At 34.5% G+C, this 26,035-nt stretch carries 23 protein-coding genes, 1 tRNA gene, 1 other RNA gene and 1 other annotated feature; of the genes, 4 read left to right on the plus strand and 21 right to left on the minus strand.

Features of this window, described 5'->3' with window-relative positions; genetic code table 11:
- From rsmH to lgt, 4 genes are all read right to left on the minus strand, one after another.
- On the minus strand, positions 1 to 936 hold the full coding sequence (gene rsmH / locus EKH84_RS14370; protein ID WP_127066832.1) for a 16S rRNA (cytosine(1402)-N(4))-methyltransferase RsmH: 936 nt from the start codon (positions 934 to 936) through the stop codon (positions 1 to 3).
- A 10-nt stretch (positions 937 to 946) separates the two neighbouring features.
- Positions 947 to 1,375: a division/cell wall cluster transcriptional repressor MraZ gene (gene mraZ, locus EKH84_RS14375; RefSeq protein ID WP_013657341.1), complete on the minus strand. Its 429-nt coding sequence runs from the start codon at positions 1,373 to 1,375 to the stop codon at positions 947 to 949.
- Between the two features lie 175 nt (positions 1,376 to 1,550).
- On the minus strand, positions 1,551 to 1,712 hold the full coding sequence (locus EKH84_RS22105) for a hypothetical protein (protein ID WP_013657342.1): 162 nt from the start codon (positions 1,710 to 1,712) through the stop codon (positions 1,551 to 1,553).
- Positions 1,713 to 1,833: 121 nt separating this feature from the next.
- Entirely contained in the window at positions 1,834 to 2,700 is an 867-nt protein-coding gene (lgt, locus tag EKH84_RS14380; RefSeq protein ID WP_127066833.1) for a prolipoprotein diacylglyceryl transferase, read from the minus strand.
- 117 nt (positions 2,701 to 2,817) lie between these two features.
- On the opposite strand from lgt, the gene EKH84_RS22110 reads away from it, so the two are divergent.
- Both EKH84_RS22110 and ychF read left to right on the plus strand, forming a co-directional pair.
- On the plus strand, positions 2,818 to 2,976 hold the full coding sequence (locus EKH84_RS22110) for a hypothetical protein (RefSeq protein WP_013657344.1): 159 nt from the start codon (positions 2,818 to 2,820) through the stop codon (positions 2,974 to 2,976).
- 132 nt (positions 2,977 to 3,108) lie between these two features.
- Complete coding sequence (ychF, locus tag EKH84_RS14385) at positions 3,109 to 4,203, plus strand: redox-regulated ATPase YchF (protein ID WP_127066834.1); 1,095 nt, start codon at positions 3,109 to 3,111, stop codon at positions 4,201 to 4,203.
- A gap of 79 nt (positions 4,204 to 4,282) precedes the next feature.
- On the opposite strand, the gene EKH84_RS14390 is transcribed toward ychF, so the two are convergent.
- The 3 genes from EKH84_RS14390 to EKH84_RS14400 are packed head-to-tail and all read right to left on the minus strand — an operon-like array spanning position 4,283 to position 5,926.
- Entirely contained in the window at positions 4,283 to 4,738 is a 456-nt protein-coding gene (locus EKH84_RS14390; protein WP_013657346.1) for a GerW family sporulation protein, read from the minus strand.
- Positions 4,728 to 5,618: a hypothetical protein gene (locus EKH84_RS14395; protein WP_127066835.1), complete on the minus strand. Its 891-nt coding sequence runs from the start codon at positions 5,616 to 5,618 to the stop codon at positions 4,728 to 4,730. The genes EKH84_RS14390 and EKH84_RS14395 overlap by 11 nt, the downstream gene beginning before the upstream one ends.
- Positions 5,619 to 5,632: 14 nt before the next feature.
- Positions 5,633 to 5,926 carry a hypothetical protein gene (locus EKH84_RS14400; RefSeq protein ID WP_013657348.1) on the minus strand — a complete coding sequence of 98 codons (294 nt, stop codon included), beginning with the start codon at positions 5,924 to 5,926 and terminating at the stop codon, positions 5,633 to 5,635.
- A 168-nt stretch (positions 5,927 to 6,094) separates the two neighbouring features.
- On the opposite strand from EKH84_RS14400, the gene EKH84_RS14405 reads away from it, so the two are divergent.
- Positions 6,095 to 7,225 carry a mechanosensitive ion channel family protein gene (locus EKH84_RS14405; RefSeq protein ID WP_127066836.1) on the plus strand — a complete coding sequence of 377 codons (1,131 nt, stop codon included), beginning with the start codon at positions 6,095 to 6,097 and terminating at the stop codon, positions 7,223 to 7,225.
- 31 nt (positions 7,226 to 7,256) lie between these two features.
- On the opposite strand, the gene EKH84_RS14410 is transcribed toward EKH84_RS14405, so the two are convergent.
- The 14 genes from EKH84_RS14410 to EKH84_RS14475 form a co-directional block, all read right to left on the minus strand.
- On the minus strand, positions 7,257 to 8,729 hold the full coding sequence (locus tag EKH84_RS14410) for an FHA domain-containing protein (RefSeq protein ID WP_190283337.1): 1,473 nt from the start codon (positions 8,727 to 8,729) through the stop codon (positions 7,257 to 7,259).
- 30 nt (positions 8,730 to 8,759) lie between these two features.
- Positions 8,760 to 9,779, minus strand: a complete 1,020-nt coding sequence (locus tag EKH84_RS14415) for an AAA family ATPase (RefSeq protein ID WP_127066838.1) — start codon at positions 9,777 to 9,779, stop codon at positions 8,760 to 8,762.
- 297 nt (positions 9,780 to 10,076) lie between these two features.
- Positions 10,077 to 10,427: RNase P RNA component class A (gene rnpB, locus EKH84_RS14420), an RNA gene on the minus strand.
- Between the two features lie 65 nt (positions 10,428 to 10,492).
- The gene (locus EKH84_RS14425) at positions 10,493 to 12,151 is read right to left on the minus strand and encodes a nucleoside kinase (RefSeq protein WP_127066839.1); all 1,659 of its coding nucleotides are present in this window, start codon (positions 12,149 to 12,151) and stop codon (positions 10,493 to 10,495) included.
- 12 nt (positions 12,152 to 12,163) lie between these two features.
- Entirely contained in the window at positions 12,164 to 13,267 is a 1,104-nt protein-coding gene (locus EKH84_RS14430; protein ID WP_127066840.1) for a Nif3-like dinuclear metal center hexameric protein, read from the minus strand.
- Positions 13,255 to 13,944 carry a tRNA (adenine(22)-N(1))-methyltransferase gene (locus EKH84_RS14435; RefSeq protein ID WP_127066841.1) on the minus strand — a complete coding sequence of 230 codons (690 nt, stop codon included), beginning with the start codon at positions 13,942 to 13,944 and terminating at the stop codon, positions 13,255 to 13,257. Before EKH84_RS14435 ends, EKH84_RS14430 begins: the two co-directional genes overlap by 13 nt.
- An 82-nt stretch (positions 13,945 to 14,026) precedes the next feature.
- Positions 14,027 to 15,100: an RNA polymerase sigma factor RpoD gene (gene rpoD / locus EKH84_RS14440; protein ID WP_041713720.1), complete on the minus strand. Its 1,074-nt coding sequence runs from the start codon at positions 15,098 to 15,100 to the stop codon at positions 14,027 to 14,029.
- A gap of 39 nt (positions 15,101 to 15,139) precedes the next feature.
- Positions 15,140 to 16,903 (minus strand): DNA primase, encoded by a 1,764-nt coding sequence (gene dnaG / locus EKH84_RS14445; protein ID WP_127066842.1) that lies wholly within the window; start codon positions 16,901 to 16,903, stop codon positions 15,140 to 15,142.
- A 29-nt stretch (positions 16,904 to 16,932) separates the two neighbouring features.
- Positions 16,933 to 17,940 (minus strand): deoxyguanosinetriphosphate triphosphohydrolase, encoded by a 1,008-nt coding sequence (locus tag EKH84_RS14450; protein WP_041712981.1) that lies wholly within the window; start codon positions 17,938 to 17,940, stop codon positions 16,933 to 16,935.
- 171 nt (positions 17,941 to 18,111) lie between these two features.
- Complete coding sequence (locus tag EKH84_RS14455; protein WP_127066843.1) at positions 18,112 to 19,038, minus strand: alpha/beta fold hydrolase; 927 nt, start codon at positions 19,036 to 19,038, stop codon at positions 18,112 to 18,114.
- A gap of 168 nt (positions 19,039 to 19,206) precedes the next feature.
- Positions 19,207 to 21,831 (minus strand): pyruvate, phosphate dikinase, encoded by a 2,625-nt coding sequence (gene ppdK, locus EKH84_RS14460; RefSeq protein WP_127066844.1) that lies wholly within the window; start codon positions 21,829 to 21,831, stop codon positions 19,207 to 19,209.
- 488 nt (positions 21,832 to 22,319) lie between these two features.
- Complete coding sequence (locus tag EKH84_RS14465) at positions 22,320 to 23,705, minus strand: glycine--tRNA ligase (RefSeq protein ID WP_013657361.1); 1,386 nt, start codon at positions 23,703 to 23,705, stop codon at positions 22,320 to 22,322.
- 65 nt (positions 23,706 to 23,770) lie between these two features.
- Positions 23,771 to 23,944 (minus strand) — a binding site (T-box leader).
- Positions 23,945 to 24,034: 90 nt separating this feature from the next.
- Entirely contained in the window at positions 24,035 to 24,805 is a 771-nt protein-coding gene (locus EKH84_RS14470; protein WP_127066845.1) for an anti-sigma factor family protein, read from the minus strand.
- Positions 24,806 to 24,821: 16 nt separating this feature from the next.
- The gene (locus EKH84_RS14475; protein WP_041713721.1) at positions 24,822 to 25,421 is read right to left on the minus strand and encodes an RNA polymerase sigma factor; all 600 of its coding nucleotides are present in this window, start codon (positions 25,419 to 25,421) and stop codon (positions 24,822 to 24,824) included.
- 201 nt (positions 25,422 to 25,622) lie between these two features.
- Between EKH84_RS14475 and EKH84_RS14480 the strand changes: the two genes are divergently transcribed.
- Positions 25,623 to 25,703, plus strand: a tRNA-Leu gene (locus EKH84_RS14480).
- Positions 25,704 to 26,035 lie beyond the last annotated feature (332 nt).

Genomic DNA, 26,035 nt, shown 5'->3' on the forward strand with positions numbered 1-26,035 from the left:
TTATAACTTCTCTATAATTCTTAATTTAGCACTTCGAGAACGTGGATTTATTTCTATCTCCTCATCTGAAGGTAAAATTGGTTTTCTTGTTATTACCTTTACAAGTGGTTTTTTCCCACATACACATATTGGAATATGTGGTGCACAAGTACAAGGGTTTTCCAAGTTTCTAAAAGCATGCTTTACAATTCTGTCTTCTAAGGAGTGAAAAGTAATAATGCAAAGTCTTCCTCCACTATTGAGCTTATCCACTATCGCCTTAATAGTAGGTTCAATAATTTCTAGCTCTCTATTGACTGCAATACGTATAGCTTGAAAAGTACGCTTAGCAGGATGTGGCCCATCCTTCCTTGCCCCTTGAGGAATTGCCTTTTTAATCACTTCTACTAATTCATAGGTTGTTTCAATAGGCTTTTGTTTTCTTTCTTCTACAATGAATTGAGCAATTCTTTTAGCCCATTTTTCTTCTCCATATTCTTTAATAATACGAAACAGCTCTTCTTCTGCCATATCATTAACAACTTCGTACGCTGTATAAGCCCCATCTTGATCCATACGCATATCAAGTGGTGCATCATGCATATAAGAAAAGCCTCTAGAAGGTTCATCCAATTGATGTGAAGAAACACCTAAATCAATAAGCATTCCATCCACTCCTTCTATTCCTAATACTTCTAACACCTCTGCTACTTTTTCAAAATTGCTATTAACAATTGAAACTTTAGGCTTTGCATCCTTTAGCCTTTCGGTAGAAACTGCTAAAGCATTTTTATCTTGGTCAATTCCAATAAAATGCCCTTTTTCTGTTAAATAGCTACATACTACTCTGGCATGTCCAGCCCCACCTAATGTACCATCTACATACGTCCCATTAGGCTTAATGGCCAAACCTTCAATACATTCATTTAATAATACAGATACATGTTCAAATTTCATTTTATCACCTTTATATTCCTAACTCTTCCATTTGCTCAGCTAGTAATTCTACATCCAAACTTTCATTATTATAAGCTTCCCATTTACTATTACTCCATACTTCAATTCGATTACTCATTCCAATAAATACTATGTCTTTTTCAATCTCAGAATATACTCTTAAATGAGTTGGAATCAAAATTCTGCCTTGCTTATCCGTCGTACACTCCACTGCCCCTGATAAAAAGAAACGAACAAACTTTCTTGCATTTAAATTAGTAAGTGGTAACCCTTTCAGCTTTTGCTCAAAAAGCATCCATTCAGAGAGGGGATAAATAAATAAGCATCCATCAAGTCCTTTCGTTAGGATAAAACATTCTCCTAGCTTTTCTCTATATTTAGAAGGAACGATAACTCTGCCTTTTTCATCAAGACTATGCTTATATTCACCTATAAACATTCACCACTCCCCCCCACTTCTCACCACTTACACCCATTTTCTTATATTTTAGGCTGTTTTCATGAAAATTTCAAGTCAAATCTTAATAAATCATTAACTTTTTATTAAATAGCAAATCTCTCTCAAGTTTATGGCACACAAAAAGGGCTAACCCCATAGGGTTAGCCCTTTTTTACTAGTGATGACTTAATGATTTATAATACTTAACAATTTCTTTATCTAATTTAATACTTAGTGAGTAAATTCCCGGTGTTTTACATCCAGTTGGACCAGCAGTATGCAAGAGCTTGTTTAAATTATTTTGCATAAATGTAATGCTCTTTTTCACTTCATTCATATTAATCCCCCTTAAACAAAAAAAACAAAAATAAAACCTTTTTTATCTATATAAGGTATTATAATATAGTTTCTGGAAGAAAACAACAATTATTCTCTTTTTTTGGATAATTAATTCTATTTTATTGTTTAACGAATGATTTTCGACACATGATTATTCCAATTATTCCCAAAATTATGGATGATATGGCAACAATTTGAGAAACTGGAATCCCAGTAAGGTGTAGTAATAACTGGTCCGTACGTAATCCTTCTATCCAAAATCGTCCTATTCCGTAGCCAATTAAATATAAACAAAAGATTTCTCCATTACACTTTTTATGCTTTCTATAAAATAACAATAGGATAAGCAAAATGAAATTCCAAGTTGATTCATAGAAAAATGTAGGATGTACTTGAATATATTCGGCAGTTCCAAAAGTCTCAAATCGTACAATATGATTAAGTACTTCATCTGAAAGAGGCGGTTTTGCTTCTGATTTTAAAATAGCCATAGCTAAAGGATTGTTCGTATAACCACCAAAAGCTTCTTTATTCACAAAATTACCATACCTTCCAATCGCTTGACCCAAAATCAAGCCATAGGTGGCAATATCGGCAAATTGGAAGAACTTAATCTTCTTATATCCTGTGTAAATAATAGCAACAAGAATAGACGCAATAATGGCACCATAAATAGCAATCCCACCTTGTCTAATATTAAAAATTTCTCCTAAGTTTTCCTTATAATAATCCCACTTAAATGCTACAAAATAAATTCTAGCACCTAAAAGTGCAAAAAGGATATCATATAATACAAAATCCGTTATGATTTCTGGATTTATTCTTTCCTTCTTAGCAATATAGACGGCCAAAAGTGTACCTAAAATAATACCTGTGGTTAAAATAATGCCGTACCAATAAACCGTTATACCAAAAACGCTAAAAGCCTCTGCTGATAAATGAAATGATAGTCCCAAATGAGGGAAATAAATATTTGGTATTTCCATAATACGCCTCCTTCTAGGACTTATTATAGGAGATTTCATCAATCCTGTAAACGAGGTATAATTCTATTTCATTTTATTCATACTAGCATTAAACTTAATTTAAAGGAGAATCTACCCATGACATCCCAATTCCCACATTATCGTGTTGTAGCTAGACAAAAAGAAGGACAAGACGATTGTTCTTTACGTTCTATCCTCTCACTTCCATCTACTCTATTCTTTTTTGGCATTTTATTAGGTTTTTTCCTAAGTAAAAGTTGCTGTCATCGTAAATAAAACTGCATTTTATTGCAGTTTTATTTATTATGCGATAAACTATACATGATAAAACATATCACTCTATTTATTTCACAGATTCCTCTTGATCAAAGAGGTGAGGATAACTGAGTTTGAGGAAGGATGAAACATATGAAACTTGGAATAGTTGGACTACCTAACGTAGGAAAAAGTACACTATTTAATGCATTAACTAAAGCAGGTGCAGAATCTGCTAACTACCCATTTTGTACAATCGAACCTAACGTAGGGGTTGTAGCTGTACCTGATAAAAGATTAGAAGTATTAAAAAACATGTATAATTCACAACGCGTCTTACCTGCAGCTATCGAATTCGTAGATATCGCTGGGCTTATTAAGGGCGCTAGCAAAGGTGAAGGATTAGGAAATCAATTCCTTTCTCATATCAGAGAAGTGGATGCTATTGTACAAGTTGTGCGTTGTTTTGAAGATGATAATATTGTTCATGTTGATAAGACCGTAGATCCTATTCGTGATATTGAAACTATTAATTTAGAACTTGCTTTTGCTGATATGGAAGTCTTAGAAAGAAGAATTGCCAAATCTGCAAAAGTTGCCAAAACCGATAAAACAATAGCTGCAGAAGTTGCTATTTTACAAGAAATCTATAGTACTTTAGAATCTGGCAAAGCTGCACGCACACTTTTAGGTGAGGATGCTGACAAAGATGCCTTTATTGGTTCATTAGGTCTTATTACCGCTAAACCTATGCTTTATGCCGCTAATATTTCTGAAGAAGATTTAATTGGTGGTGTTGAAAATGACTATGTTAAACGCGTAAAAGACTTTTCTTCTGCAGAGGGTTCTGAAACTTTCGTTATTTGTGCTAGCATTGAACAAGAGCTTTCAGAATTAGATGATGAAGAAAAACAAGTATTTTTACAAGATTTAGGGCTTGAGTCTACTGGCTTTGACCGCCTTGTTGCAGCTAGCTATAAATTACTTGGTTTAATTAGCTACTTAACTGCTGGTCCACAAGAAGTACGTGCTTGGACAATTACTGTTGGAACCAAAGCCCCTGGTGCTGCTGGAAAAATCCACTCAGACTTTGAGCGTGGTTTTATTCGTGCAGAAATTGTTAACTTTGATGATTTAGTTGCTTGTGGTTCCTACACCGCCGCTAAAGAAAAAGGTCTCGTACGCCTTGAAGGAAAAGAATACGTAGTACAAGATGGAGACATCATATTATTTAGATTTAATGTATAGTTCTTATAGCATTAAATCAGAAGCAAAAAGGGAACTAGGTTTGATGACCAAGTTCCCTTTTCTGCTATTGATTACTCGCTTATTTTTCTTTTTCTAAATCATGATAGTGATCACTATTTGCATCCATAACCTTTGTAGCTTCTTCACCAGTAAATTTTGCAATTAAATCAGGCACTTTTGCTACTAAACCAGGAATCATATCAATTAACTTAGTAATACTATCTTGATTACGTATATTAATTAATTGAGTAGTTCCGTTTTGAATAACAAGCATGGCACTAGGTGTTACTTTAGCACCTAAACCACCTGCTCCTGCTCCTGTTCCTCCCTCTACTCTCTTTTCTCTTTCTTTACGACGCTCTGTATATTTATTACTAGCAGTAGAACCTGATGCTGCAGCAAAACTCACATCTATTAAAGGAACTAATATGGTATTATCAATATGAATAGGCTCACCCACTACTGTTTTAGTCGTAATAAAATTTTCTAACTGTTCCATTAACCCATTTAATTCTTGATTTACTTTACTCTCCATCTTCTTCTTCCTTTCTCTTTCTTAATATCAATTTTATAGATTCCCTTACTGGTTTATACCATAAAAACGCTATGATACGCTTTAAAATGCCACCTATACAGAACTTCCCTTCTGCCAAAAAGCCTCCCCATATACCTGGCGTTTCATAATTCCCTTTTATAATACCATGCTGATAATACCACGGATAAAGCATAATAAGCTTCGCCATAAGCTCGCCCGTTTCTGCTGGTTCTTCTTTTCCTACAACGAGTTCAAAAGACCACTCCTTAGGCCCAATATAAATAGTAATGTCTTTTAATAATTTACAAATACTTTTTAATAGCTTCCAAAAATAAGGAAGAGAAACTATTTCTCTTATTAAGCCTATATTTGAGTCAGTATGGTTTTCTTTTTGATCTGATTCTTCAAATGCCATGCGAGATGCTTGTACTGTTTTTCCTGTACCTTTACTTTCTTTTATAGAAGAAACGGTCTTATAAGTAGCTTGTTGCTTTTTTGTCATTTGTTTTTGTACATCTACTTGATCATCTTTTAGCTGATCCTTTACGTGGTCTTGCTCATATTTTGTTGTGGGATGAACTACTTTAGGTATTACAGCTACTTCCTGCTCTTTTAAAGATAGCTCTTCTTTCTCAAAATAAAGTCTTTTACCAAATGCTTTTATTTCCTGATATTTGATACCATCTTGTAAATAAAAATGTCCCTTAACGCCTCTTAAATACCTTACCTTTACATCGTAATTTAACTGATCGTATTTTTCAAGATAAGCTTCATAACGAACAGGAGCTACTAATGCAAGTATACATAAGAAAACAAACACACTCATGCATGCAAGTACAGTCCATAGGATTATTTTTATTATTAACCATATCATGCCCATTATGCACCTCTTTCTTATGTGGTTAATACCTCATAACTCATAATCTGCTTGTTATAAATATTATCTATAAGGCTTGCTATATACCTAATAGCACCTTCTCTTGTCTGCATAATCCCTATAACGTAGCACGCCTCATATCGTTTCGTTAAATGCTTTGCTTCAATCACTTCAAATAACCAGTGATCACAAGGTGAACTGCATACTAAATAAACACTTCCTTTATATTTATTTCTTTTTACTAACTGATTCTTCTTCCAAGTTGTCCACTTAACGCCATCTTCAACCCATAATTCCTTTGAAATTCTCATTGATTACGCCTTTTCCTTATTCTTTTACTGTTAATACTATTGACTTGAACTTGTTATATTATACCATATTCTCTTGTATTTTGCCTAGAAATAGCTTTTATTTATTACAATATCATTGTATAATAATACGTAAAATATAAGTATCAATATATCTAGAAAGGTTACACAATGAATTTATTTACTACACTTATTAAAGATCCCTTTTATATAAGACTTATAGGTGCTGCTTTAGTCTTATTCATTTTTATTATTGCTAAACGCATTTTAAGCAAACTGGTTATTAAATTTTTATCCAAGATTCAGTTTAAACAAAAACGATTAGACATTGTTCTTTTTGATTGTTTGCAAAAACCTTTTAATTATCTGTTTCTATTTACAGGTATATACATGGCTCTCGCTATTTCACCGTTTATTTATTACCAAACACCTTCAGAACAATCGTTTATTTTAGGAGAATTAACGATTCCAATTAGTATTATTTCCAAAGCTACATTAACTAAGTATTATAGTGTGATTATTATAGGGATCATAACTTGGGCTATTTACGATCTTGAACATATCTATGAACAGTTATTTAGTAACTTTAATATGCGCGTTGCTTTAATTGATAATACTTTATTTATTCGTTATATGGCACGTATTATTCGCTTTATTACGGTAACTATTGGTGTTATTCTTATTTTAATTACTTTAGTACCTAATCTTTCAACCATTATTACTGGTGTTGGAATAGGTGGTGCTGCTGTTGCTATTATCTCAAAAGATTCCATTGCCAACATTTTTTCAGGTATGATTTTACTTTTAGATAAGCCCTTTGTTATTGGTGATTGGGTCGAATTAGGTACTATTGAAGGTATCGTTGAAGACATTAGTTTTCGTAGTACACGTATTCGTACTTTTACTCAAGGATTAGTTGTTATTCCAAATGCCACTATAGGTAATGCTAATATTACTAATTGGAGTCGCATGAGTAAAAGGCGTGTTAAATTTGATTTAGGTGTAGCTTATGCCACTTCCACTACTCAACTTAAAACCTGTATCACAAAGATCAAAAATTATTTAGAAACCCACCCCGATATTGAAGCTGATACTTCTCTTGTTGCTTTCGAAAACTTTGGGGACTATGCATTAAACATTCAAATCATTTACTATGTTTTAAAGACTGACTACCCTAGCTATCTAGCTATTAAAGAAGTTGTTAATTTGGAACTTATTGCTATTTGTGATAGTCTTGACATTTCTATTGCATTTCCAACACAAACCCTTATGATTGAAGGGCAAAATATACAAAGTAAATAAAATAATAGGCATCTCATAGATGCCTATTATTTTATTCTACAAACATATATTCAATACTATTTTTTGAAAAAGCAATTGCAAAAGCAATCTTGTCTCCTTCTTCAATCTGATAAGCTTTATTAGGTTCAATTTTTGTTCCATTTAAAAAAGTACCATTGCTTGAACCCAAATCTTTTAAATAATATAAATCATCTTGTCTTTGAATTTCAGCATGCATACGGCTAATAGGTGTAATTTCAGCACCAAATTCATAATGTGCTCCTGTTTCTTCTCCTGTTCGTGTTGCACGTCCTATAATAAACTGGTCATCTTCAAAATCTAAAGGAATAACTTTAGGTAAATCATATCGGGTATGGGTGCTAATGGACTTAAGAACAGGCCCTCTTCTTCTTTCTGTAGAGCTATTACTAGTGCGTGTATTTTTCGTTGGCGTACTAAATACGTTATCAAATAAGTTCTTCTTCTTAGGTGATGATCCACTCATTGCCTCCTTAGATTTTGAACTATAAAATGATTCTTCTTCGTCTTCCTCTTCATTAAAACTATTGTTTCTTGCTATGCTACTACCCTTTGTACCATAAACAGAAGCTTCCTCTGCCACCTTCTTTTCAACAGGCTCTAACGGTTTAGAACTATAAATAGATTTAACCATTTCCTCTATTTCTTCTTGTGATAGCTGTGAACGATTAGGCTGAGCTGCATAAACTGATCGTGGATTGGCTTCTTCCACCTCTACCGGTTTAGAAGTTTTTGCACTATAAGTTTCAACTGGCTCTTCCTTTTCTACCAATACTACTTTTTCTATTGGCTTCTCTGGAACCTCTTCTGCAGGTTTCACTGCTGGTGTAGGCGCTACTTTCGTTTCTTTAGTCACCACTGGCGGTGTAGTTGGCTCTACTACCTTTTTCACTTCTACAGCTGGAGCCGCTTGCTGCTTATGCATGACATCTTCGTTAAATTTATCTACCATTTTTCGAAACTCTTCTAAAGAGAATTTAGGCTTGTAGAAATATTTATAAAGTTGAAGTTGAATATTGCCACCGCTTGTTTCATTGCACTTCTCAAGCAAACTAATAAAAATAGATTTTATGCCCTGAACATCCAACTGTGTACGGTCATCTGGTATGTATGCAAAAACTAAACGTTCATGTTTTTCACTTATATATACATGACTTGTATCAAAACAAAAAGCCTCTGGCTTTAAATACCAATCTCCACACTCTTCTAAACTGTACATCGTCCATTGATACAATTTTAAAACATCTTCAATCATAAGGCTGCCAGTAAACTCTTCTAAAGCCACATAATTCTCTGGAACTGAATAGCGAAGTGTTATAATGCCTGGACCCTTCTCAAACAGCACCGGCATGATAAAGTCAGGTGTTTCTAACTTCAAGGCGCCACACGCAATCTGGTCATACTTCTTCATTGTATCTAAATCAAATGATAAAAATGACTTACCTTCTATTTTATTAATCCTAAAAAAAACACTATTATCTTTCATTTCATGCATCCCTCCTTTGATCTGAATACCTTACTGCTCATTTAAGCCATGAAGACTCAAAAAATGATTTTGTGCGATATACTCACATAATCCTAAAGGATTGGTTGCATAAAGCTTATCAATCCGTGCAATCACTTCAACATCTTGATTAATATTGAATTCCTTACCTTGATTAATAACAAATTTAATCTTATTTCTTATTGGTTCTATAAGTTCATCTTGTGCCATAAAGCAGTTTGTTTTATAAGTTGATTGGGTGTTTTGGTTAACAACCATCATTAAATAATCTGCCATTTCAAATACTTGACGATTAAGGAAATTAAGTTCTGTACTCAAGTCAATAATAACAATATTAGCCATACCACTTTCAATAAGTGTCTCAACAATGCGACTTACTTCCTCTGCACTAATTGCATAAGGATCTAGCGTTTGTACTTCTCTTGTAAAATACATCACACCAGTACGCTTATCTTGTCCAATTCTCTTAGCTAACATTTGTTCATATGAATCTTTAGCTAAGTTTAGTAAGACTTCCATAGGTGGCACCTCAGCTTTTTCAAAAAACATCGGCGTGCTATCTAAGTCCTCAAGATTAAAGTATAGTACCTTCTTACCAGCTTGCGCATAAGCAATAGCTGCAGATAAAGCAATCGTTGTTTTTCCAACACCACCTGCAGGTGAATATACACCATATATAATAGGTTTATTCCTCTCCATTTCCTCGTATTCTTCTTCAACATAAAGCATCAAAGATGTGATACGCGTATACTTGTTAATTGATCTTTTAAATTTATCTGGATAAGGTAAAGGTGCCTCTTCATCAACTAAAATAATAGGTAACTCAATATTTTTTATATTCATTTCTGGGTCATATAAATTTGGTGTTAATAATACAACCTGGCACTTTCCCTGTTTTATCCTCTCTTTAAGCTGGTATTTATCGTAAATAAGTTCAATGATATATTGGTCTTGATACTTATTTAGAATATAATCCTTTAATCTTTCCACGTAATCTTGATTCGTATCGGCAATGATTAAATTCATAGACATTTTACCCTTCACCCCTTATTCATCTTGTTTGCTTATTATAATTCTATGATAATTGCCTATAATAGTCAATTTTATATTTAATGAATATTTACAAAAAAATTATATAAATTACTTAATTATTAATTTTTTGTATTAAATGCGTTATTTGATTGTTCACTAATTACAAAAATCATTTTCACTTTAATCATTCCCTTGGTCATTCATCCCTCTCCTTAGAGAATGAATTATTCTTTTATACACCAAAAAAGAGAACAAGCTCATTCTTCCCAAGCATGTTCTCTTCATATTCATATAAGGTTGTTAACCAAGTCTATAAGCCGGGTTCTGTATCAAACAGTCATCTATCTACGCCTATAGTTACCTATAAGCTCTAGCGACCTACCCAAAGACTAGCGAGCAGCTATTAACGTCTTTCTATACGGTCTTGCTCCAGGTGGGGTTTACATGGCTCCCTTAGTCACCTAAGGGACGGTGAGCTCTTACCTCGCCTTTCCACCCTTTCCTATCAAGTGATAGGTGGTTTATTTCTGTTGCACTTTCCTTAGAGTCGCCTCCACTGGGTATTACCCAGCACCTTGCTCTGTGGAGCCCGGACGTTCCTCAAGCACTACCTTTCGGCCATGTGCGTGCGACTGTCTGACTTACTTAACAACTTGTTTATTTTACACTACTTCCTTTTTCTTGTCAATTAACATCGATTACTTTTTTTGATGTTATTGGAAGGAACTTCCTCCCAAGAATTCTCTAATAAGTGAGTTGCTTGGAATCTCAGAAGTATCCATTGGTAAAAAATATTCTAAGAACTTTAACATACGCTTAGCCTCTGCATAATAAGGTGATTGACGTGTAATTCTAAAAAGTAAAGGCTCTGCTTTTGATTTAAGAACTGCTAATTCATAAATTAGCACTGTATTCAGCATAGCATCTGCTTCTTCCTGAAAAGGGAAAATATTTTTATTTTCTCCACGTCTTACAGAAGCCCAAATGGCTAAAGTTTTTTCTGGGTCAATACCACGATATTGATTATCCCTTACCATACGTCTAATTAATCTTGTATCTGTAGTAGGAATGCGATTATGCTCATCAATATTAAGCTGTGTTAAACAACTCACATAAATTTTAAATTTATTTTCAGCTGGAATAGCATAGCTTAATTTCTCATTAAGTCCATGAATCCCTTCTACGATAAGTATTTCATCTGGCGTTAATTTAATCTTATTCCCTTTGTATTCTCTTTTACCTGTTACAAAGTTAAAAGTAGGGACCTCTACTTCTTTGCCTTCAATCAGCGCTTTCATATGCTCATTAAATAGCTGAATATCAATTGCTTCTAAGGCTTCAAAATCATAATCACCTTTTTCATCTCTTGGCGTATGTTCTCTATCTACAAAATAGTCATCAATGGACACAACATGTGGCTTCATACCATTTACCTTGAGCTGTATACCTAATCTTTTTGCACTAGTCGTTTTTCCAGAAGATGAAGGCCCTGCGATAAGAACAAGCTTGATATGCTTTTTCTCCACAATTTGATCCGCTATTTCTGCAATTCTCTTTTCATGAAGTGCCTCTGAAATCTTAATAAGTTCGTCTATTTCACCTTTTGCAATCACGTTATTAAGTGCACTTACCGTATCTACTCCTAAAATCCGTGCCCATCTCTCTGACTCTCTAAAGATATTAGACAACTTAGGTTGAGGTACAAAAGTCTTTAAATGACTGGGGTCTTTTTCATCTGGAAATTGTAAAATAAAGCCATGGGCATAAGGAATAAGCTTAAAAAGTTGAATAGCTTTTGTATTAGTAAGCATATAGCCATAAAAATAATCTTTTGCCTCATCTAGTCTATAGATATTAACGGTAGAAGTCCTTCTATATTTAAACAGTTCCTTTTTGTCTAACATTCCTTCTGCCTCAAAAAGCTCCATTGCTTGTTCTACACTTAAGACTTCCTTTCTTATAGGCAACTCTTCTCTTACCATCTGCCACATCATTTCTTCAAGCTTTTGGATATTTTCGTTGCTACATAAGCCATCATCTTTAAATTCACAAAAGTATCCCCCTGCTATATGATGATTGACAATAATATGACGACCTGGAAAAATACGCTTTGCAGCTGCTACAAGTAAAAAGGTTGCACTACGTTGATAAACGCGCATCCCATCTTTTTCATTTAAGTATATAAAACGCACAGCAGATAAGTCGTGTAAAATAGGTGAAGCTAGCTCTTTATAGCTATTTTCAGTTTCAGCCAACATAATAGGATATTCTCCCTGCCCCTTTACTTTTTCAGCTAGTTCTTCAAATGTTGTTCCTTTTTCCACTTGTATCTCTTTACCATCTTTAAATAAAACACGGACCATTTCACTCATTCTTTATTCCCCCTATCTTATAAATAGCATTTCTCCATCTACCTTAGAATAAACAACCTCACATTTAGGAAATTGTTTCATAATACAATCACCAATAGGCTTTAGTGCGTTATTTTCCGAAGCATAATGTCCCACATCAATGACTGGAATACCTAAATGATATGCCATTTGTGCCTCATGAAATTTCAAATCTCCTGTAATATAAACATCCGCTTTCCTAGCTGCTACTGAAATGTATTCAGAACCACTACCAGAGCAAATGGCAACACGCTTAATAACTGGTTCTTCCTTTACTTTTGTAACACGTACATAGGACAAATTAAAAAATTGCTTAATGTTAGTTATAAAAGCTTCTAAACTTAAGGTTTGTGGTAATACCCCTACGCGACCTATACCATATTCTTTAGTGATATGTTTGAGCTCAAATACATCAAAAGCTACTTCTTCGTAGGGGTGTATCTCTTGAATATGCTCCATCAAATTAGAAACCTCACTAGCCTCAACCATAAAGCTAATAACACATTCCTGAACCTTCTCTAAGCTTCCAGATGTTCCTATATAAGGATGAGCTTCCTCTAATGGTATAAAGGTCCCTTCTCCGTTGGCCATAAACGTGCATCCTAAATAATCACCAATCTTACACTGATTATAGTTCACAATAACTTCTCTTACCCTTTCTGCATGAGTAATCGGTACATAAACTTGACACTTACATAACTTCTCTTGCTTTGTCATTTGAAGAACTTCAACTTCCTTTAATCCTAAGCCTGCACATAAATAATCATTTAATCCACCTTCAGCTATATCATAGTTCGTATGCATGGCATAAACTGCTATATTGGCCTTAATCAGCTTAGCAATTATTTTACCTGTTTTAGAATCTAAATCAACAGACTTCAATGGTTTAAAAAAAAATGGATGATGAGTGATAATACAATCTGCCTGAATCTGAATGGCCTCTTCTACTACTTCTTCATTTAAGTCAAGTGCACATAAAACCTTACTAATTTCTTGCTGCCCGCTTCCTAGCATTAACCCTACTGCATCCCAAGACTCTGCTAATTCTATTGGTGCCAACTTTTCCAAAGTAATTATTATTTCTTTTAAAATAGGCATGCCATCACCTCCCGATGCATTGCTAATTCCTTAGCTAATTCTTGCCTACGTTTAACAACACTCTCTGATTCTTTATCTTGAAGCGCCGCACTAATTTCTTCTAGCTTTTCTTTCTTCTTAACAAGCCATTCTTTAAATACAGGCAAACCTTTTTCAATTAAGCATTTTCCATAGACATACTCATATGTATGTGCATAATGTTCATTTCCTGGAACAGCCACAATAACAGTATAATACTTATCATCATCAATTACAAAATCTTCATCTTCTATACGAAAACCTATCTGATGTAAATATCTTCTCACCTCATCAATATCCTGTTGCGGTTGAAGTATCAGCTTTCTTATACCACTTACAAGTTTCTTAGCTCGTTCTAAAATATCGATAATGAGATAACCACCCATACCAGAAATCATAATCACATCACCATCTTCTTCACAAACACCTTCTAACCCATTGGTTTGCTTTAAACGAATTTGATGAATATGATGTTGTTTTATATTATGAGCCGCTTTTTTTAATGGGCCTGCATTAATGTCTGTAGCTAAACAGCTTACCGCCCTATTATTTTTAATTAAATAAATAGGTATATAGGCATGGTCTGTTCCTACATCTATAACTCTGCTCCCATGTGGAACATATTGCACTAAAGCTGATAAACGCGTTGATAATTGCACTGTAACACCTCTTCAAATCTTTTACATTTTAATTTTTAATAAGAAAAGAGAAGTTGACTAAGCAACTTCTACTTTTTAAGTTTTATTCGAGATAATCTTTTAATTTCTTACTTCTACTTGGATGACGAAGTTTTCTTAATGCCTTAGCTTCAATTTGACGAATACGTTCTCTTGTTACGCTAAATTCTTTACCAACTTCTTCAAGCGTTCTTGCACGCCCGTCATCTAATCCAAATCGTAAGCGAAGTACTTTTTGTTCTCTTTCTGTCAACGTATCTAATACTTCGATTAATTGTTCTTTTAATAAAGTAAAGGCCGCTGCTTCTGCTGGCACCGGTATATCCTCATCAGGAATAAAGTCGCCTAAGTGGCTATCTTCCTCTTCACCAATAGGTGTTTCTAAAGAAACTGGTTCTTGCGAAATCTTCATAATCTCACGTACTTTAGAAACTGGCATATCCATGCGCTTTGCAATTTCCTCAGGTTGAGGATCTCGACCTAGTTCTTGCAATAGTTGTCTTGATACACGCATGAGTTTATTAATTGTTTCTACCATATGCACTGGAATACGAATAGTACGTGCTTGATCAGCAATAGCTCTTGTAATAGCTTGACGAATCCACCAAGTTGCATAAGTACTAAATTTAAAACCTTTTGTATAATCAAATTTTTCTACCGCTTTAATAAGACCTAAATTTCCTTCTTGAATAAGGTCTAAGAAAAGCATACCACGACCTACATAACGTTTTGCAATACTCACTACCAATCTTAAGTTGGCTTCTGCTAATTTCTTTTTAGCTTCTTGATCGCCATCTTGCATTCTTTGTGCTAAGATAATTTCTTGTTCTGCTGAAAGGAGAGGGACTTTTCCGATTTCTTTAAGGTACATACGAACAGGGTCATCTATACTGATGCCATCAGGTAAGTTACTTAAATCAATATCAACATCATCTATTTCTGCGTCATTTAAATTGCCAATGACATCAATATTTTGTGCTTCTAGATATTCATATATTTGTTCTATTTTACTAGGTTCCAGATCCATGTCTGAAAATACATCGTTGATATCTTCTTGGTCAAGCATTCCTTTTTTGTCTTTTGCAATGTTTATAAGCTGGTCTAACTTTGCCTTAAAAGCTAGTTTCTGTTCTGCCACATCTTTCACTATTATCAATCCTTTCTCCTGTCTACTATTCTAACCATTTATATAATCAATATTCAATTTGTCAAGTTCCTTTTTTTGAAATAGTAGATTTTGTACTTCTTTTATATCTGTTGTTTGTTTTAAACGCTTTTCAATATACGTTTTATTAAGACGTTTGACATTTTCCGTCATCATCTTTTGTAAGATTTCCATATCCTCGTAACGCTGGTCTTTATAAATAAGTACATGAGAAATAATGTTTTGTTCATTTACTTCTGGATACTTAGTTGTAAAGTAATTTAAATCTACTTCATCTCCCACCTCTAAGTTCTCCATAATGGCCTTTGCTAGGTCATATAAGAGCTCCTCTTGAAACATCTCAGGTTTAATATATTTTAGAATATGCCTACCTAGTTGTGGATAATGATATAACGTAGCTAAAAAAATAACTTCATTATTAAAAAGTTGCTGTTTTTGCATCATTGAAGGCGGTTCTTTTGCTTTTTCCCTCACCCTTTTTAATATTTGCCCTTGGTGCTGGTTCATTTCCGCTTTAAAAGCTGCTTCATCTATTTGATATTTACTACAAATTTCTCCAATATATATGGCTTGTTCAATACTGCTACTTGATTCTGCCAAAATAGTGGCTATCTCTTGTAAAAACTTCACCTTTTCTTCTGGATTACTAAGCTGATACTTTTTTTCAACATGAAGTACTTGAAACCATATGTCTACAGGTGCTTCTTCTATAAGCTTCTTCATAGCTTCATAGCCATGAGTCTTTAAAAATTCATCGGGATCTTTTCCTTCTTTTAATTGAAGTACCTTGACCTTAATCCCTTCATTTCTTAAAATAGGAATAGCTCTTAAAGCTGCTTTTTGCCCTGCACCATCGCTATCATATAAAATGACTACCTCTTTAACATGACGCTTGATAAGCTTTGCATGCCCTGGTGTAAAAGCTGTTCCTAGAGACGCTATGGTTTGATTAAAGCCAGCTTGATGCATAGCAATAACATCCATATAGCCCTCTACCAAGATAAAATATGAACTAGAAGATGTCTTGGCTAAATGAAGGCCATATAATACCCTACTTTTATTAAAAAGTAGGTTCTCCGGTGAGTTTAAATATTTAGGTAAGCTACCGTCTAAAACACGTCCACCAAAAGCAATGACTTTTTTGCTCAAATCAAAAATTGGGAAAATAATACGGTCAGCAAAACGATCATACGGCATCTGACTATTTTTACTACTTAAAAATAATCCAGACTCCAATAAAAGCTCATCTGAATAACCTTTTTGCTTTAAATATTCATAAAGCTCGTTAAATTGTGGTGAAGCATACCCTAAACCAAATTGCTTGATGGTTTCCAAGGATAAACCTCTATCCGTTAAATAAGTTAATGCACTTTTATGTTGTTCTTGTCTTAATTGATAATGGAAAAAACGAGCACTTTCTTTTAAAATTTCTAAAAGATGCTGCCTTTTTTTGTTCTTTTCCACTTCTTCTTCAGATAAATAAGTTTCATCTAACTTAATATTTTCTCTTTCTGCCAAATACTTAATGGTTTCTATAAAAGTCATACTTTCTTTTTGCATAAGAAATGTAATGACATTTCCTCCTGCACCACAACCAAAACAATAATAAAGCTGTTTATCTTCACTTACAGAAAATGAAGGTGTCTTTTCACTATGAAAAGGACATAACCCTGTATAGGAGTGTCCTTTTTTAGTAAGTGCTGTGTATTCGGAGATAATAGAGACAATATCACTTTTTTCTCGTACTTCTTCAATTACATGCTCTGGATACCTCATCTATTCTCCTTCCTTTCTAAAGTTTAAGATTAGTAAATATTCCATGATTTTGGGAAAAACAAGTCCATATAAGCATGAATAGCAAATCGGTCCGTCATACCGGCAATGTAATCACATACTATTTGCTTTTCAGAATCCCCCATTTTAAGCCTTTCTATGTATGACATAGGTAACTTTTCTAAATCACTAATATAATACTCATATAGCTCTGTCACAATATGTTTCGCTTTATCTTCCTGCTCTTTAGCTGAAGAACCTATATAAACATTTTGAAAAAGGAATTGACGTAGTTTAGAAAATGCTTCTTTGATTTCTAAGCTCATAGCTACTGTATTTTTTCCCGCACTTTCTTTAATAATGTCAGTAATTAAAGTACTAATTCTTTCACTTGATGTATTGCCTAAAATAGAAGTATATGCAATAGGCAAGTCTTCCTGCCTAAGTACCTTCCCTCTGAGCGCATCATCTATATCATGATTGATGTATGCAATTTTATCTGAAATTTGGACAACTTTACCTTCTAAGGTCGCTGGTTTACCACTGGTTGGGTGATTTAAAATACCATCTTTTACTTCAAAAGTCAAGTTCAGACCTTTTCCATTGTTTTCTAACACTTCTACAACACGTAAGCTATGCTTATTATGCGAAAAGTCACCTCCAGTTAGTTTTTGTAAACTATGCTCCCCTGTATGTCCAAATGGCGTATGTCCTAAGTCATGCCCTAGTGCAATAGCCTCTGTTAGATCTTCATTTAATTTGAGTGCTCTTGCTATGGTTCTTGCGATTTGAGAAACTTCCAAGGTATGGGTAAGACGTGTGCGATAATGATCACCTTCTGGTGAAATAAACACCTGTGTCTTATGAGCTAATCGTCTAAAAGCTTTAGAATGCAAAATGCGATCGCGGTCTCTTTGAAAAAGCGTTCTGACCTCACACTCTTCTTCTAAGCGCTCTCTTCCTCTTGATAACATGCTTTTTGTCGCAAATTCACTAAGCTGCATACATTCAAACTTTTCTTGTTGCTCTCTGTAACACATTCTCATCACCCCATATACTTATTAAATACGACACTTTATACGTATTTCCTTTTTTTAAAATAATTTTTGTTAAAATCAAACAAAGACCCACCTGCTTCCAAGTACGCCTTTGTTTGGTTTTTATGGATTAATAAAGATTATATGAGGCACTTTCTTAAAAAGCAATACCTTTTACCACTTATTTAAATAAGTATATATCATTTCATAAACCTCATACCTATTCGTTTCATTAAGTGGTTCATGTCTAGCACCATCATATAATTTGAGTACGATGTTTTTCACCCCATGCTGCTGATAAGTTTCAAACACCTTTTTAACACCCTTCCCATAATTACCTACGGGATCCTCACTTCCTGATACCATAAGTATAGGAATCTCTTTGGGAAAGCATTGTATATTTTCTTTTGCTTGGATAAAACTCAAGGTAGATAATAAGGTTTCTATTCCATTAATTGTGAACAAAAAGGAACAAGCCGGGTCATTCCTATAGCACTGAACCTCTTTTTCATCTCGAGTAAGCCACTCTTTTCCTTTTTTATTTGTACTAAATCGTTTATTATAGCTTCCAAACATGACTTGTTCTAAGAAAACACTACGATGCTTTTCTCCATAAAACATTTTAACAACTTTTAAAATTAATTTTCCTAAGACTAACTTCATAAAGGGTTGCATACCTGTTCCCATAATAATAGCTCCATCAACTTCTTTACCATAAGTCATTAAGTAGCGCCTAATCATAAAGGAACCCATGCTATGGCCTAAAACAAAATATTTCACTCCTGGATATTTAGATTTCATCTTTAACGTTAAAGCATGTAGGTCTTCTACTACTTTCTTGCTGCTATCTTCTTTAGCAAAATAACCCCATTCTTCTGAATTACTAACAGATTGACCATGCCCCATATGATCATTTCCCACTACCAAAAAACCTCTGCTAGCTAAAAAAAACGCAAATTCATCATAACGTTCAATATGCTCAATCATACCATGAGAAATTTGTAATATACCTTTAATAGGTTCTTTTTCTGGTTTCCATAACTTGACATAAATTTGGTTTTTCCCATTAGCAGATGGAAAGGTGAATGTCTCTTTTGTCATTATCTAAAGGCTCCTTTGTGTCATTTTATAGTATTTTGATTTATTTCACTGTAACACATTTAAATACTTTTTCTCAATAGTAAATCCATTTCTTTACTACACAAAAAGAAGAAGCTACTTTAAAGTAGCTTCCTCTCTCTGTGCTATATGATTTTTGCTCGAAATGAATTAACGATTTTTAATAGCTGCTTGTGCTGCAGCAAGTCTTGCAATTGGTACACGGAATGGAGAACAAGATACATAGTTAAGTCCTACCTTATGGCAGAATTCAACTGATGATGGGTCACCACCATGTTCACCACAAATACCAAGCTTAATATTTGGACGTGTTTTACGGCCTTTTTCAGCTGCCATTTGTACCAATTGACCTACACCTGTTTGATCAAGTCTAGCAAATGGATCGCTTTCATAAATACCTTTTCCATAGTAATCATCTAAGAATTTACCAGCATCATCACGAGAGAAACCAAATGTCATTTGAGTTAAGTCATTTGTACCAAATGAGAAGAATTCAGCTTCTTCAGCAATAGCATCTGCTGTAAGTGCAGCACGTGGGATTTCAATCATTGTACCTACATGGTATTCCATTTCGATACCAGCTTCTTTGATAACTTCATCTGCTGTTTTAACAACGATATCTTTAACAAATTTAAGTTCTTTCTTTTCACCTACAAGTGGAATCATGATTTCTGGTACAACATCATATCCCTTCTCTTGTTTCACTTGTACAGCAGCTTCAATGATAGCGCGTGCTTGCATTTCTGCAATTTCTGGATAAGAAACAGCAAGACGACAACCACGGTGACCCATCATTGGGTTGAATTCATGAAGTCCTTCTACAGTTGCTTTAAGGTCTTCAAATGTAAGACCCATTTCTTTTGCAAGATCTGCAATATCCTCATCTGTATGTGGAACGAATTCATGAAGTGGTGGATCAAGAAGACGGATGGTTACTGGTCTACCTTCCATTGCCTCATAAATACCTGCAAAGTCACCTCTTTGAAGTGGAAGAAGACCTTTAAGTGCTTCTCTTCTTTCTGCTTCTGTTTTAGATACAATCATTTTACGAATCTTCATAATACGATCTTCTTCAAAGAACATATGCTCTGTACGGCAAAGACCGATACCTTCTGCACCAAATTTAACAGCATTTCTTGCATCTCTTGGTGTGTCAGCATTTGTACGTACTTTAAGTACTCTTGCTTTATCTGCCCAAGCCATAAGTGTTTCAAAATCACCTGTGATTTCTGGTTCAATAGTTGCTACATCTTCACCATAGATATTACCTGTTGAACCATCTAAAGAGATATAATCCCCTTCTTTATATGTATTGCCACCTAATGTAAAGGTTTTAGCTTCTTCATCAATTTTAATCTCACCACATCCAGATACACAGCATGTACCCATACCACGAGCAACTACTGCTGCATGTGAAGTCATACCGCCACGTACAGTTAAGATACCACGAGCTGCTGCCATACCCTCAATATCTTCTGGAGATGTTTCAAGACGAACTAAGATAACTCTTTCACCAGCTGCTGCTGCATTCTTAGCATCTTCTGCTGTGAAATAAACTTTACCTGCTGCTGCTCCTGGAGATGCTGGAAGCGCACTACCGATTACTGTTGCAGCTTTAAGTGCTTTTGGATCAAAGTTAGGGTGAAGTAATTGATCAAGTTGTTTTGGTTCTACACGGCAAACAGCTGTTTCTTCTGTAATCTTGCCTTCTGCAACTAAATCAACTGCAATTTTTAGAGCAGCCCCAGCTGTTCTTTTACCATTACGTGTTTGAAGGAAGAACAATTTGCCTTCTTCAACTGTGAATTCCATATCTTGCATATCACGATAATGATTTTCAAGCTTAGTATAAATCTCTGTGAACTCTTGATATACATCTGGCATATCTTGTTCAAGTTGTGTAATTGGGTTTGGTGTACGAATACCAGCAACAACGTCTTCACCTTGTGCATTAATGAGGTATTCACCATAAATTTTATTTTCACCTGTAGAAGGGTTTCTTGTGAAAGCAACACCTGTACCAGATGTGTTACCCATATTACCAAATACCATCATTTGTACGTTTACTGCTGTACCCCAATCAGATGGGTAATCATTCATTCTTCTGTAAACAATAGCACGAGGATTCATCCAAGAACGGAATACTGCTTTAATAGCTTCCATCAATTGATGTTCTGGTTCTTGTGGGAATTCCACACCTTTTTCTTCTTTGTAAAGTGCTTTGAAACGAACAACCATTTCTTTAAGGTCGTCTGCATTAAGCTCAGTGTCCATTTGAACACCTTTTTCTTCTTTCATTCTATCTATAATTTTTTCAAAACGAGGTTTTGGAATTTCCATAACAACATCTGAGAACATTTGAATAAAACGGCGATAAGAGTCATATGCAAATCTTGTATTTCCTGTTTTCTTTGCAAGACCTTCTACTGCCACATCATTAAGACCCAAGTTAAGAACAGTGTCCATCATACCAGGCATTGATACACGCGCACCTGAACGTACTGATACAAGTAATGGATTCTCTGTGTCTCCAAATTTCTTACCAGCTAAATCTTCAAGTTTAGCAAGCGCCTCTTTGATTTGAACCATAATAGCATCTGTAAGAGAACCACCGTTTGCATAATACTCTGTACATGCTTCAGTTGTTACTATAAAACCATGTGGAATAGGCAATCCAAGCTGTGTCATCTCTGCAAGGTTAGCACCTTTTCCTCCTAATAGATTCTTATTACCTGCTTCTCCTTCTTGAAACATATAAACCCATTGTTGACTCATTTGTTTCCCTCCTAAATTTTATGCGTCATAAAAAACTTCAAGCTTTAGTTGACTTGGCGGAATCATACTCGCTTGTATTTCTTATTTCTCGTTCATTATAACACAACATTCTGTATTGAATAAAGTATTTTATGTTATATATTTATTTTTATATTTTTCTAATAATTTTTTCATTACTATCAGCTAAAGCTTTTGTGAATTATTTACTTATTTCTTTAGTATCTCACAATTTCTATTTAAAAGAACTTATAAAACAAACCTCATTCAACTTAAGAAATGCCATGGTTTGTCTTATTTTTCTTCTTTTTGCTTTAATTATTTATACACAAATTGCACAAGATAATAAAAAATCAAAAACCTAATTACATCAAAGTGAACGATTCGACTATGATGCTTTGTCATATAGGAGAGATCTGTTTTTCTGATAAAAAAATAGAGAACCTATAAGTCTTGCCCATAAGTTCTCTATCGTTATTCATTATTTTTAATTAAAATGCCATTCTTTCACGGATATATTCTACTAAATCCTCAATAGCTATACGTTCTTGAGCCATAGAGTCACGATCACGTACTGTTACTTTTTGATCCTCCAAAGAATCAAAGTCAAAGGTAATACAGAAAGGTGTACCAATCTCATCTTGTCTTCTATAACGTTTACCAATTGAACCTGCTTCGTCAAATTCCACATTGAATTCTTTTGCAAGAATATCAAATACTTTAACGGCATCCTCAGAAAGTTTCTTAGATAGTGGTAATACTGCTGCTTTAACTGGCGCGAGTGCAGGATGGAATCTAAAGATCGTTCTTGTATCACCATCTTCTAATGTTTCTTCATCATACGCTTCACATAAAAATGCAAGTGTTACACGATCTGCCCCAAGAGATGGCTCAATAACATATGGTAAATACTTTTCATTTGTTGTTGGGTCAAAGTAAGTCATATCTTGTTTTGAGTGTTCTTGATGTTGTTTAAGGTCAAAGTCTGTACGGCTTGCAATACCCCAAAGTTCTCCCCAACCAAATGGGAATTTAAATTCAATATCTGTTGTGGCATTACTATAGTGAGAAAGTTCTTCTGCTGAGTGATCACGAAGTCTCATATTGTTTTCATCTACACCAAGGCTAAGAAGGAAGTTTTTACAGTAGCTTCTCCAGTAATCAAACCATTCAAGTTCTGTACCTGGCTTACAGAAGAATTCCAGTTCCATTTGTTCAAATTCTCTTGTTCTAAAAATAAAGTTACCTGGTGTAATTTCATTTCTAAAAGATTTACCAACTTGGCCAATACCAAATGGTACTTTTTTACGGCTAGTTCTTTGAACATTTTTAAAGTTAACAAAGATTCCTTGTGCTGTCTCTGGTCTTAAGTAAACCACATTTTTAGAGTCTTCTGTTACACCTTGGAATGTCTTAAACATTAGGTTAAATTGACGTATATCTGTGAAGTCATGCGCACCACAACTTGGACATTTAATAGCTTTTTCTTTAATGAAGTTCTGCATTTGTTCATTTGACCAACCATCCACTACTTCTGGTGTACCTTGTTCGTCAAGATAATCTTCAATAATTTTATCTGCTCTAAAACGCTCTTTACAAGCTTTGCAGTCCATAAGAGGATCATTAAATCCACCAACATGACCTGAAGCCACCCATACTTGTGGATTCATAAGAAGTGCACAATCTACCCCTACATTATATGGGCTTTCTTGAATAAACTTCTTCCACCATGCTTTTTTAACATTATTTTTAAATTCAACACCTAGTGGGCCATAATCCCAAGTATTAGCAAGTCCTCCATAAATTTCAGAACCTGGATAAACAAAACCTCTTGATTTTGCTACTGCTACAATTTGTTGCATGTTTTTTTCTACCATGACATTTACCTCCTTAAATGATTCAATCTAGGAATGGACAATATAAAAAACCTTCCATCCCTTAAGCAAGGGACGAAAGGTTATCTTCCGCGGTTCCACCCTTATTGAATGCTTACGCATTCCTCTTTCAAAGTTATCACTCCAAAGCGCCCTTCATAAAAACAGAAACAATTGGCTTCCACTCTCCCAATCTCGCTAAAGCTCTTATTTTTACTACTCCTCTTTTTCATTGTAATAATTGGTATCTACTTTATGTTAAATTTATCAAAAAGCCTCTTAACTGTCAAGTCTATTGCTCTGATATTTTGTAGCTTTTTACTTGTATGACTTTATTCATGATAGATTAGCTTTAAATCGCTACCTGTATCATGAGTAATGATAATCTGTTTCACTTCAGTTTGTACCTGTATCCACTCCCAAAGTGCTGTATAATCACCTGTACTTGTAATAAGCAAATACCCCTCTTCCTCCGTATAAGTTAATTGCTGTGCTTTTAGATACTCTTCTATTGCCTTCAAAAAAGCAGGTTTATCTTTAATCGTAGCTTCCCATACCACTGAGTCTGCTTGACCATCAAGTGCAGCTGATTTAAGGCTCTTTTCTTCTTCTTGAATACCACTGCTTGCTTCATTAGAAACTACTGAAGGCGCAGCTTCAGCCGGTGCTGCTTGCTTTTCAATGCCTCTTGCCATGTCTTCTGCGGCACTTTCCTCTGTACTTTCTGGCATACTATAAGCAGTCATAGGCGCTTCAGAAGTTGCACTACTTTTATTTCCTGTAAAGTGACCTCCAAATGCCATAAATCCTACTAATAATGTAGCTACTAAACCAGCTGGATATTCCCATTTAAAACGCTTCGTTTTAATAGGTATTACTTTTTGTTCCTGTTTCATACGTCTTATTAAATTTTCGTGAAAACCTTTTGGTAACTCAACTTCTTTAGATGATTTAAGTAAGCTTATTATTCCTGTTAATGTTTTATACTCCTCATGGCACGTCTCACATAGGTCAAGGTGTGCCACTATAGCTTTTTCTTCTTCTTCACTTAGCATTCCATCTATATAAAGCGATAATTTTTCCTTACATTCATCACAATTCATGCCGCACACTCCCTTCCTATTTGATATGACGAAAAAATGATTGGTACGGTTCCTTATTTTGCTGTAAAACTTTTTTTAATGCTTGCCTTGCTCTAGCTAATCTAGATTTTACTGTACCTAAGGAAATCTCTAATACTTCTGCTATTTCCTCATAAGAATGTTCTTCTATATCTCTTAACGTAATAATGACCTGATAATCTTCTTTTAATTCCTTTAGACCCAATTGAACAACTTCTTGTAAGGCCTTTTTTTCTACTTTTTCTTCTACACCTTCTTCTTGCTTGGGTGACTCGATCATCCATTCTTCTTCACTAGCTTCATCTTTTTGAAAAAGTGAAATATCTTGACTTCTCTTTTTATTTTTTCTTATTAAATCTAGACATTGATTTGTTCCTATACGATAAAGCCAAGTACTGAATTTGGCTTGTCCTTCAAAATTGGCAATTTGTCTCCATACTTTAATACATACTTCTTGTGCTGCATCATAGGCTTCTTCAGGGTCCTTCAAAAGGTGCAAGCATAAAGCATAGATTTTCTTTTCATATTGGCCAATAAGCATTTCAAAGGCTTCCATATCACCTTTAGCAGCTACTTTAATAAGCTGTTCTTCATTCATATTTTTCACGCTGCAATTCCCCCTTTCATTAATCCTATAACTTCCTACTTATTCTAAAGGATAATCAGAAATGATACAATGTTTTTATTATAACTAGTACTTCCCCTAGTACTGTTTCTAAAAAAGTCTTATAAAGTCTCTTGTCAGCATGAGTAAAATATGGTAATATAATTTTTGTCATTGCTTAACATAATGACTTAAGCCGCTGTGGCGAAATGGCAGACGCACCTGACTCAAAATCAGGCGTAGAAATACATGCCGGTTCGAGTCCGGCCAGCGGTATTGTTAATTACGATACCAAATAAAACACACCTGATTTTGAGTCAGGTGTGTTTTATTTTACATGTAGTATAAGAATACTATTTTATACTTCATTAATTTACTTTTGCCAAATAGTTTCCTCACTACAGTTTCAACGTGTCTTTGGACAAAATAAGAAAATTATTTGGCGTTAATATTCACCGTATACATAGAGGGCTAATAGTTTTACCCCCTCTACCCCTAAATAAACACTAACTACTATCATCACTAGTATGAATTCTTGTTGTTTAGCTTATTAATAAGTACAGATTATCTGTGGTGCATCAAAAACAGATAACCTAGATATCTACACA

Source organism: Cellulosilyticum sp. WCF-2 (genome assembly GCF_003990395.1).
GTDB lineage: Bacteria > Bacillota > Clostridia > Lachnospirales > Cellulosilyticaceae > Cellulosilyticum > Cellulosilyticum lentocellum.

Coding starts and splice junctions, on each gene's coding strand:
- rsmH (WP_127066832.1), bottom strand. CDS start 936: ATGAAATTTGAACATGTATCTGTATTATTAAATGAATGTATTGAAGGT.
- mraZ (WP_013657341.1), bottom strand. CDS start 1,375: ATGTTTATAGGTGAATATAAGCATAGTCTTGATGAAAAAGGCAGAGTT.
- EKH84_RS22105 (WP_013657342.1), bottom strand. CDS start 1,712: ATGAATGAAGTGAAAAAGAGCATTACATTTATGCAAAATAATTTAAAC.
- lgt (WP_127066833.1), bottom strand. CDS start 2,700: ATGGAAATACCAAATATTTATTTCCCTCATTTGGGACTATCATTTCAT.
- EKH84_RS22110 (WP_013657344.1), top strand. CDS start 2,818: ATGACATCCCAATTCCCACATTATCGTGTTGTAGCTAGACAAAAAGAA.
- ychF (WP_127066834.1), top strand. CDS start 3,109: ATGAAACTTGGAATAGTTGGACTACCTAACGTAGGAAAAAGTACACTA.
- EKH84_RS14390 (WP_013657346.1), bottom strand. CDS start 4,738: ATGGAGAGTAAAGTAAATCAAGAATTAAATGGGTTAATGGAACAGTTA.
- EKH84_RS14395 (WP_127066835.1), bottom strand. CDS start 5,618: ATGGGCATGATATGGTTAATAATAAAAATAATCCTATGGACTGTACTT.
- EKH84_RS14400 (WP_013657348.1), bottom strand. CDS start 5,926: ATGAGAATTTCAAAGGAATTATGGGTTGAAGATGGCGTTAAGTGGACA.
- EKH84_RS14405 (WP_127066836.1), top strand. CDS start 6,095: ATGAATTTATTTACTACACTTATTAAAGATCCCTTTTATATAAGACTT.
- EKH84_RS14410 (WP_190283337.1), bottom strand. CDS start 8,729: ATGAAAGATAATAGTGTTTTTTTTAGGATTAATAAAATAGAAGGTAAG.
- EKH84_RS14415 (WP_127066838.1), bottom strand. CDS start 9,779: ATGTCTATGAATTTAATCATTGCCGATACGAATCAAGATTACGTGGAA.
- EKH84_RS14425 (WP_127066839.1), bottom strand. CDS start 12,151: ATGAGTGAAATGGTCCGTGTTTTATTTAAAGATGGTAAAGAGATACAA.
- EKH84_RS14430 (WP_127066840.1), bottom strand. CDS start 13,267: ATGCCTATTTTAAAAGAAATAATAATTACTTTGGAAAAGTTGGCACCA.
- dnaG (WP_127066842.1), bottom strand. CDS start 16,903: ATGAGGTATCCAGAGCATGTAATTGAAGAAGTACGAGAAAAAAGTGAT.
- EKH84_RS14450 (WP_041712981.1), bottom strand. CDS start 17,940: ATGTGTTACAGAGAGCAACAAGAAAAGTTTGAATGTATGCAGCTTAGT.
- EKH84_RS14455 (WP_127066843.1), bottom strand. CDS start 19,038: ATGACAAAAGAGACATTCACCTTTCCATCTGCTAATGGGAAAAACCAA.
- ppdK (WP_127066844.1), bottom strand. CDS start 21,831: ATGAGTCAACAATGGGTTTATATGTTTCAAGAAGGAGAAGCAGGTAAT.
- EKH84_RS14465 (WP_013657361.1), bottom strand. CDS start 23,705: ATGGTAGAAAAAAACATGCAACAAATTGTAGCAGTAGCAAAATCAAGA.
- EKH84_RS14470 (WP_127066845.1), bottom strand. CDS start 24,805: ATGAATTGTGATGAATGTAAGGAAAAATTATCGCTTTATATAGATGGA.
- EKH84_RS14475 (WP_041713721.1), bottom strand. CDS start 25,421: ATGAATGAAGAACAGCTTATTAAAGTAGCTGCTAAAGGTGATATGGAA.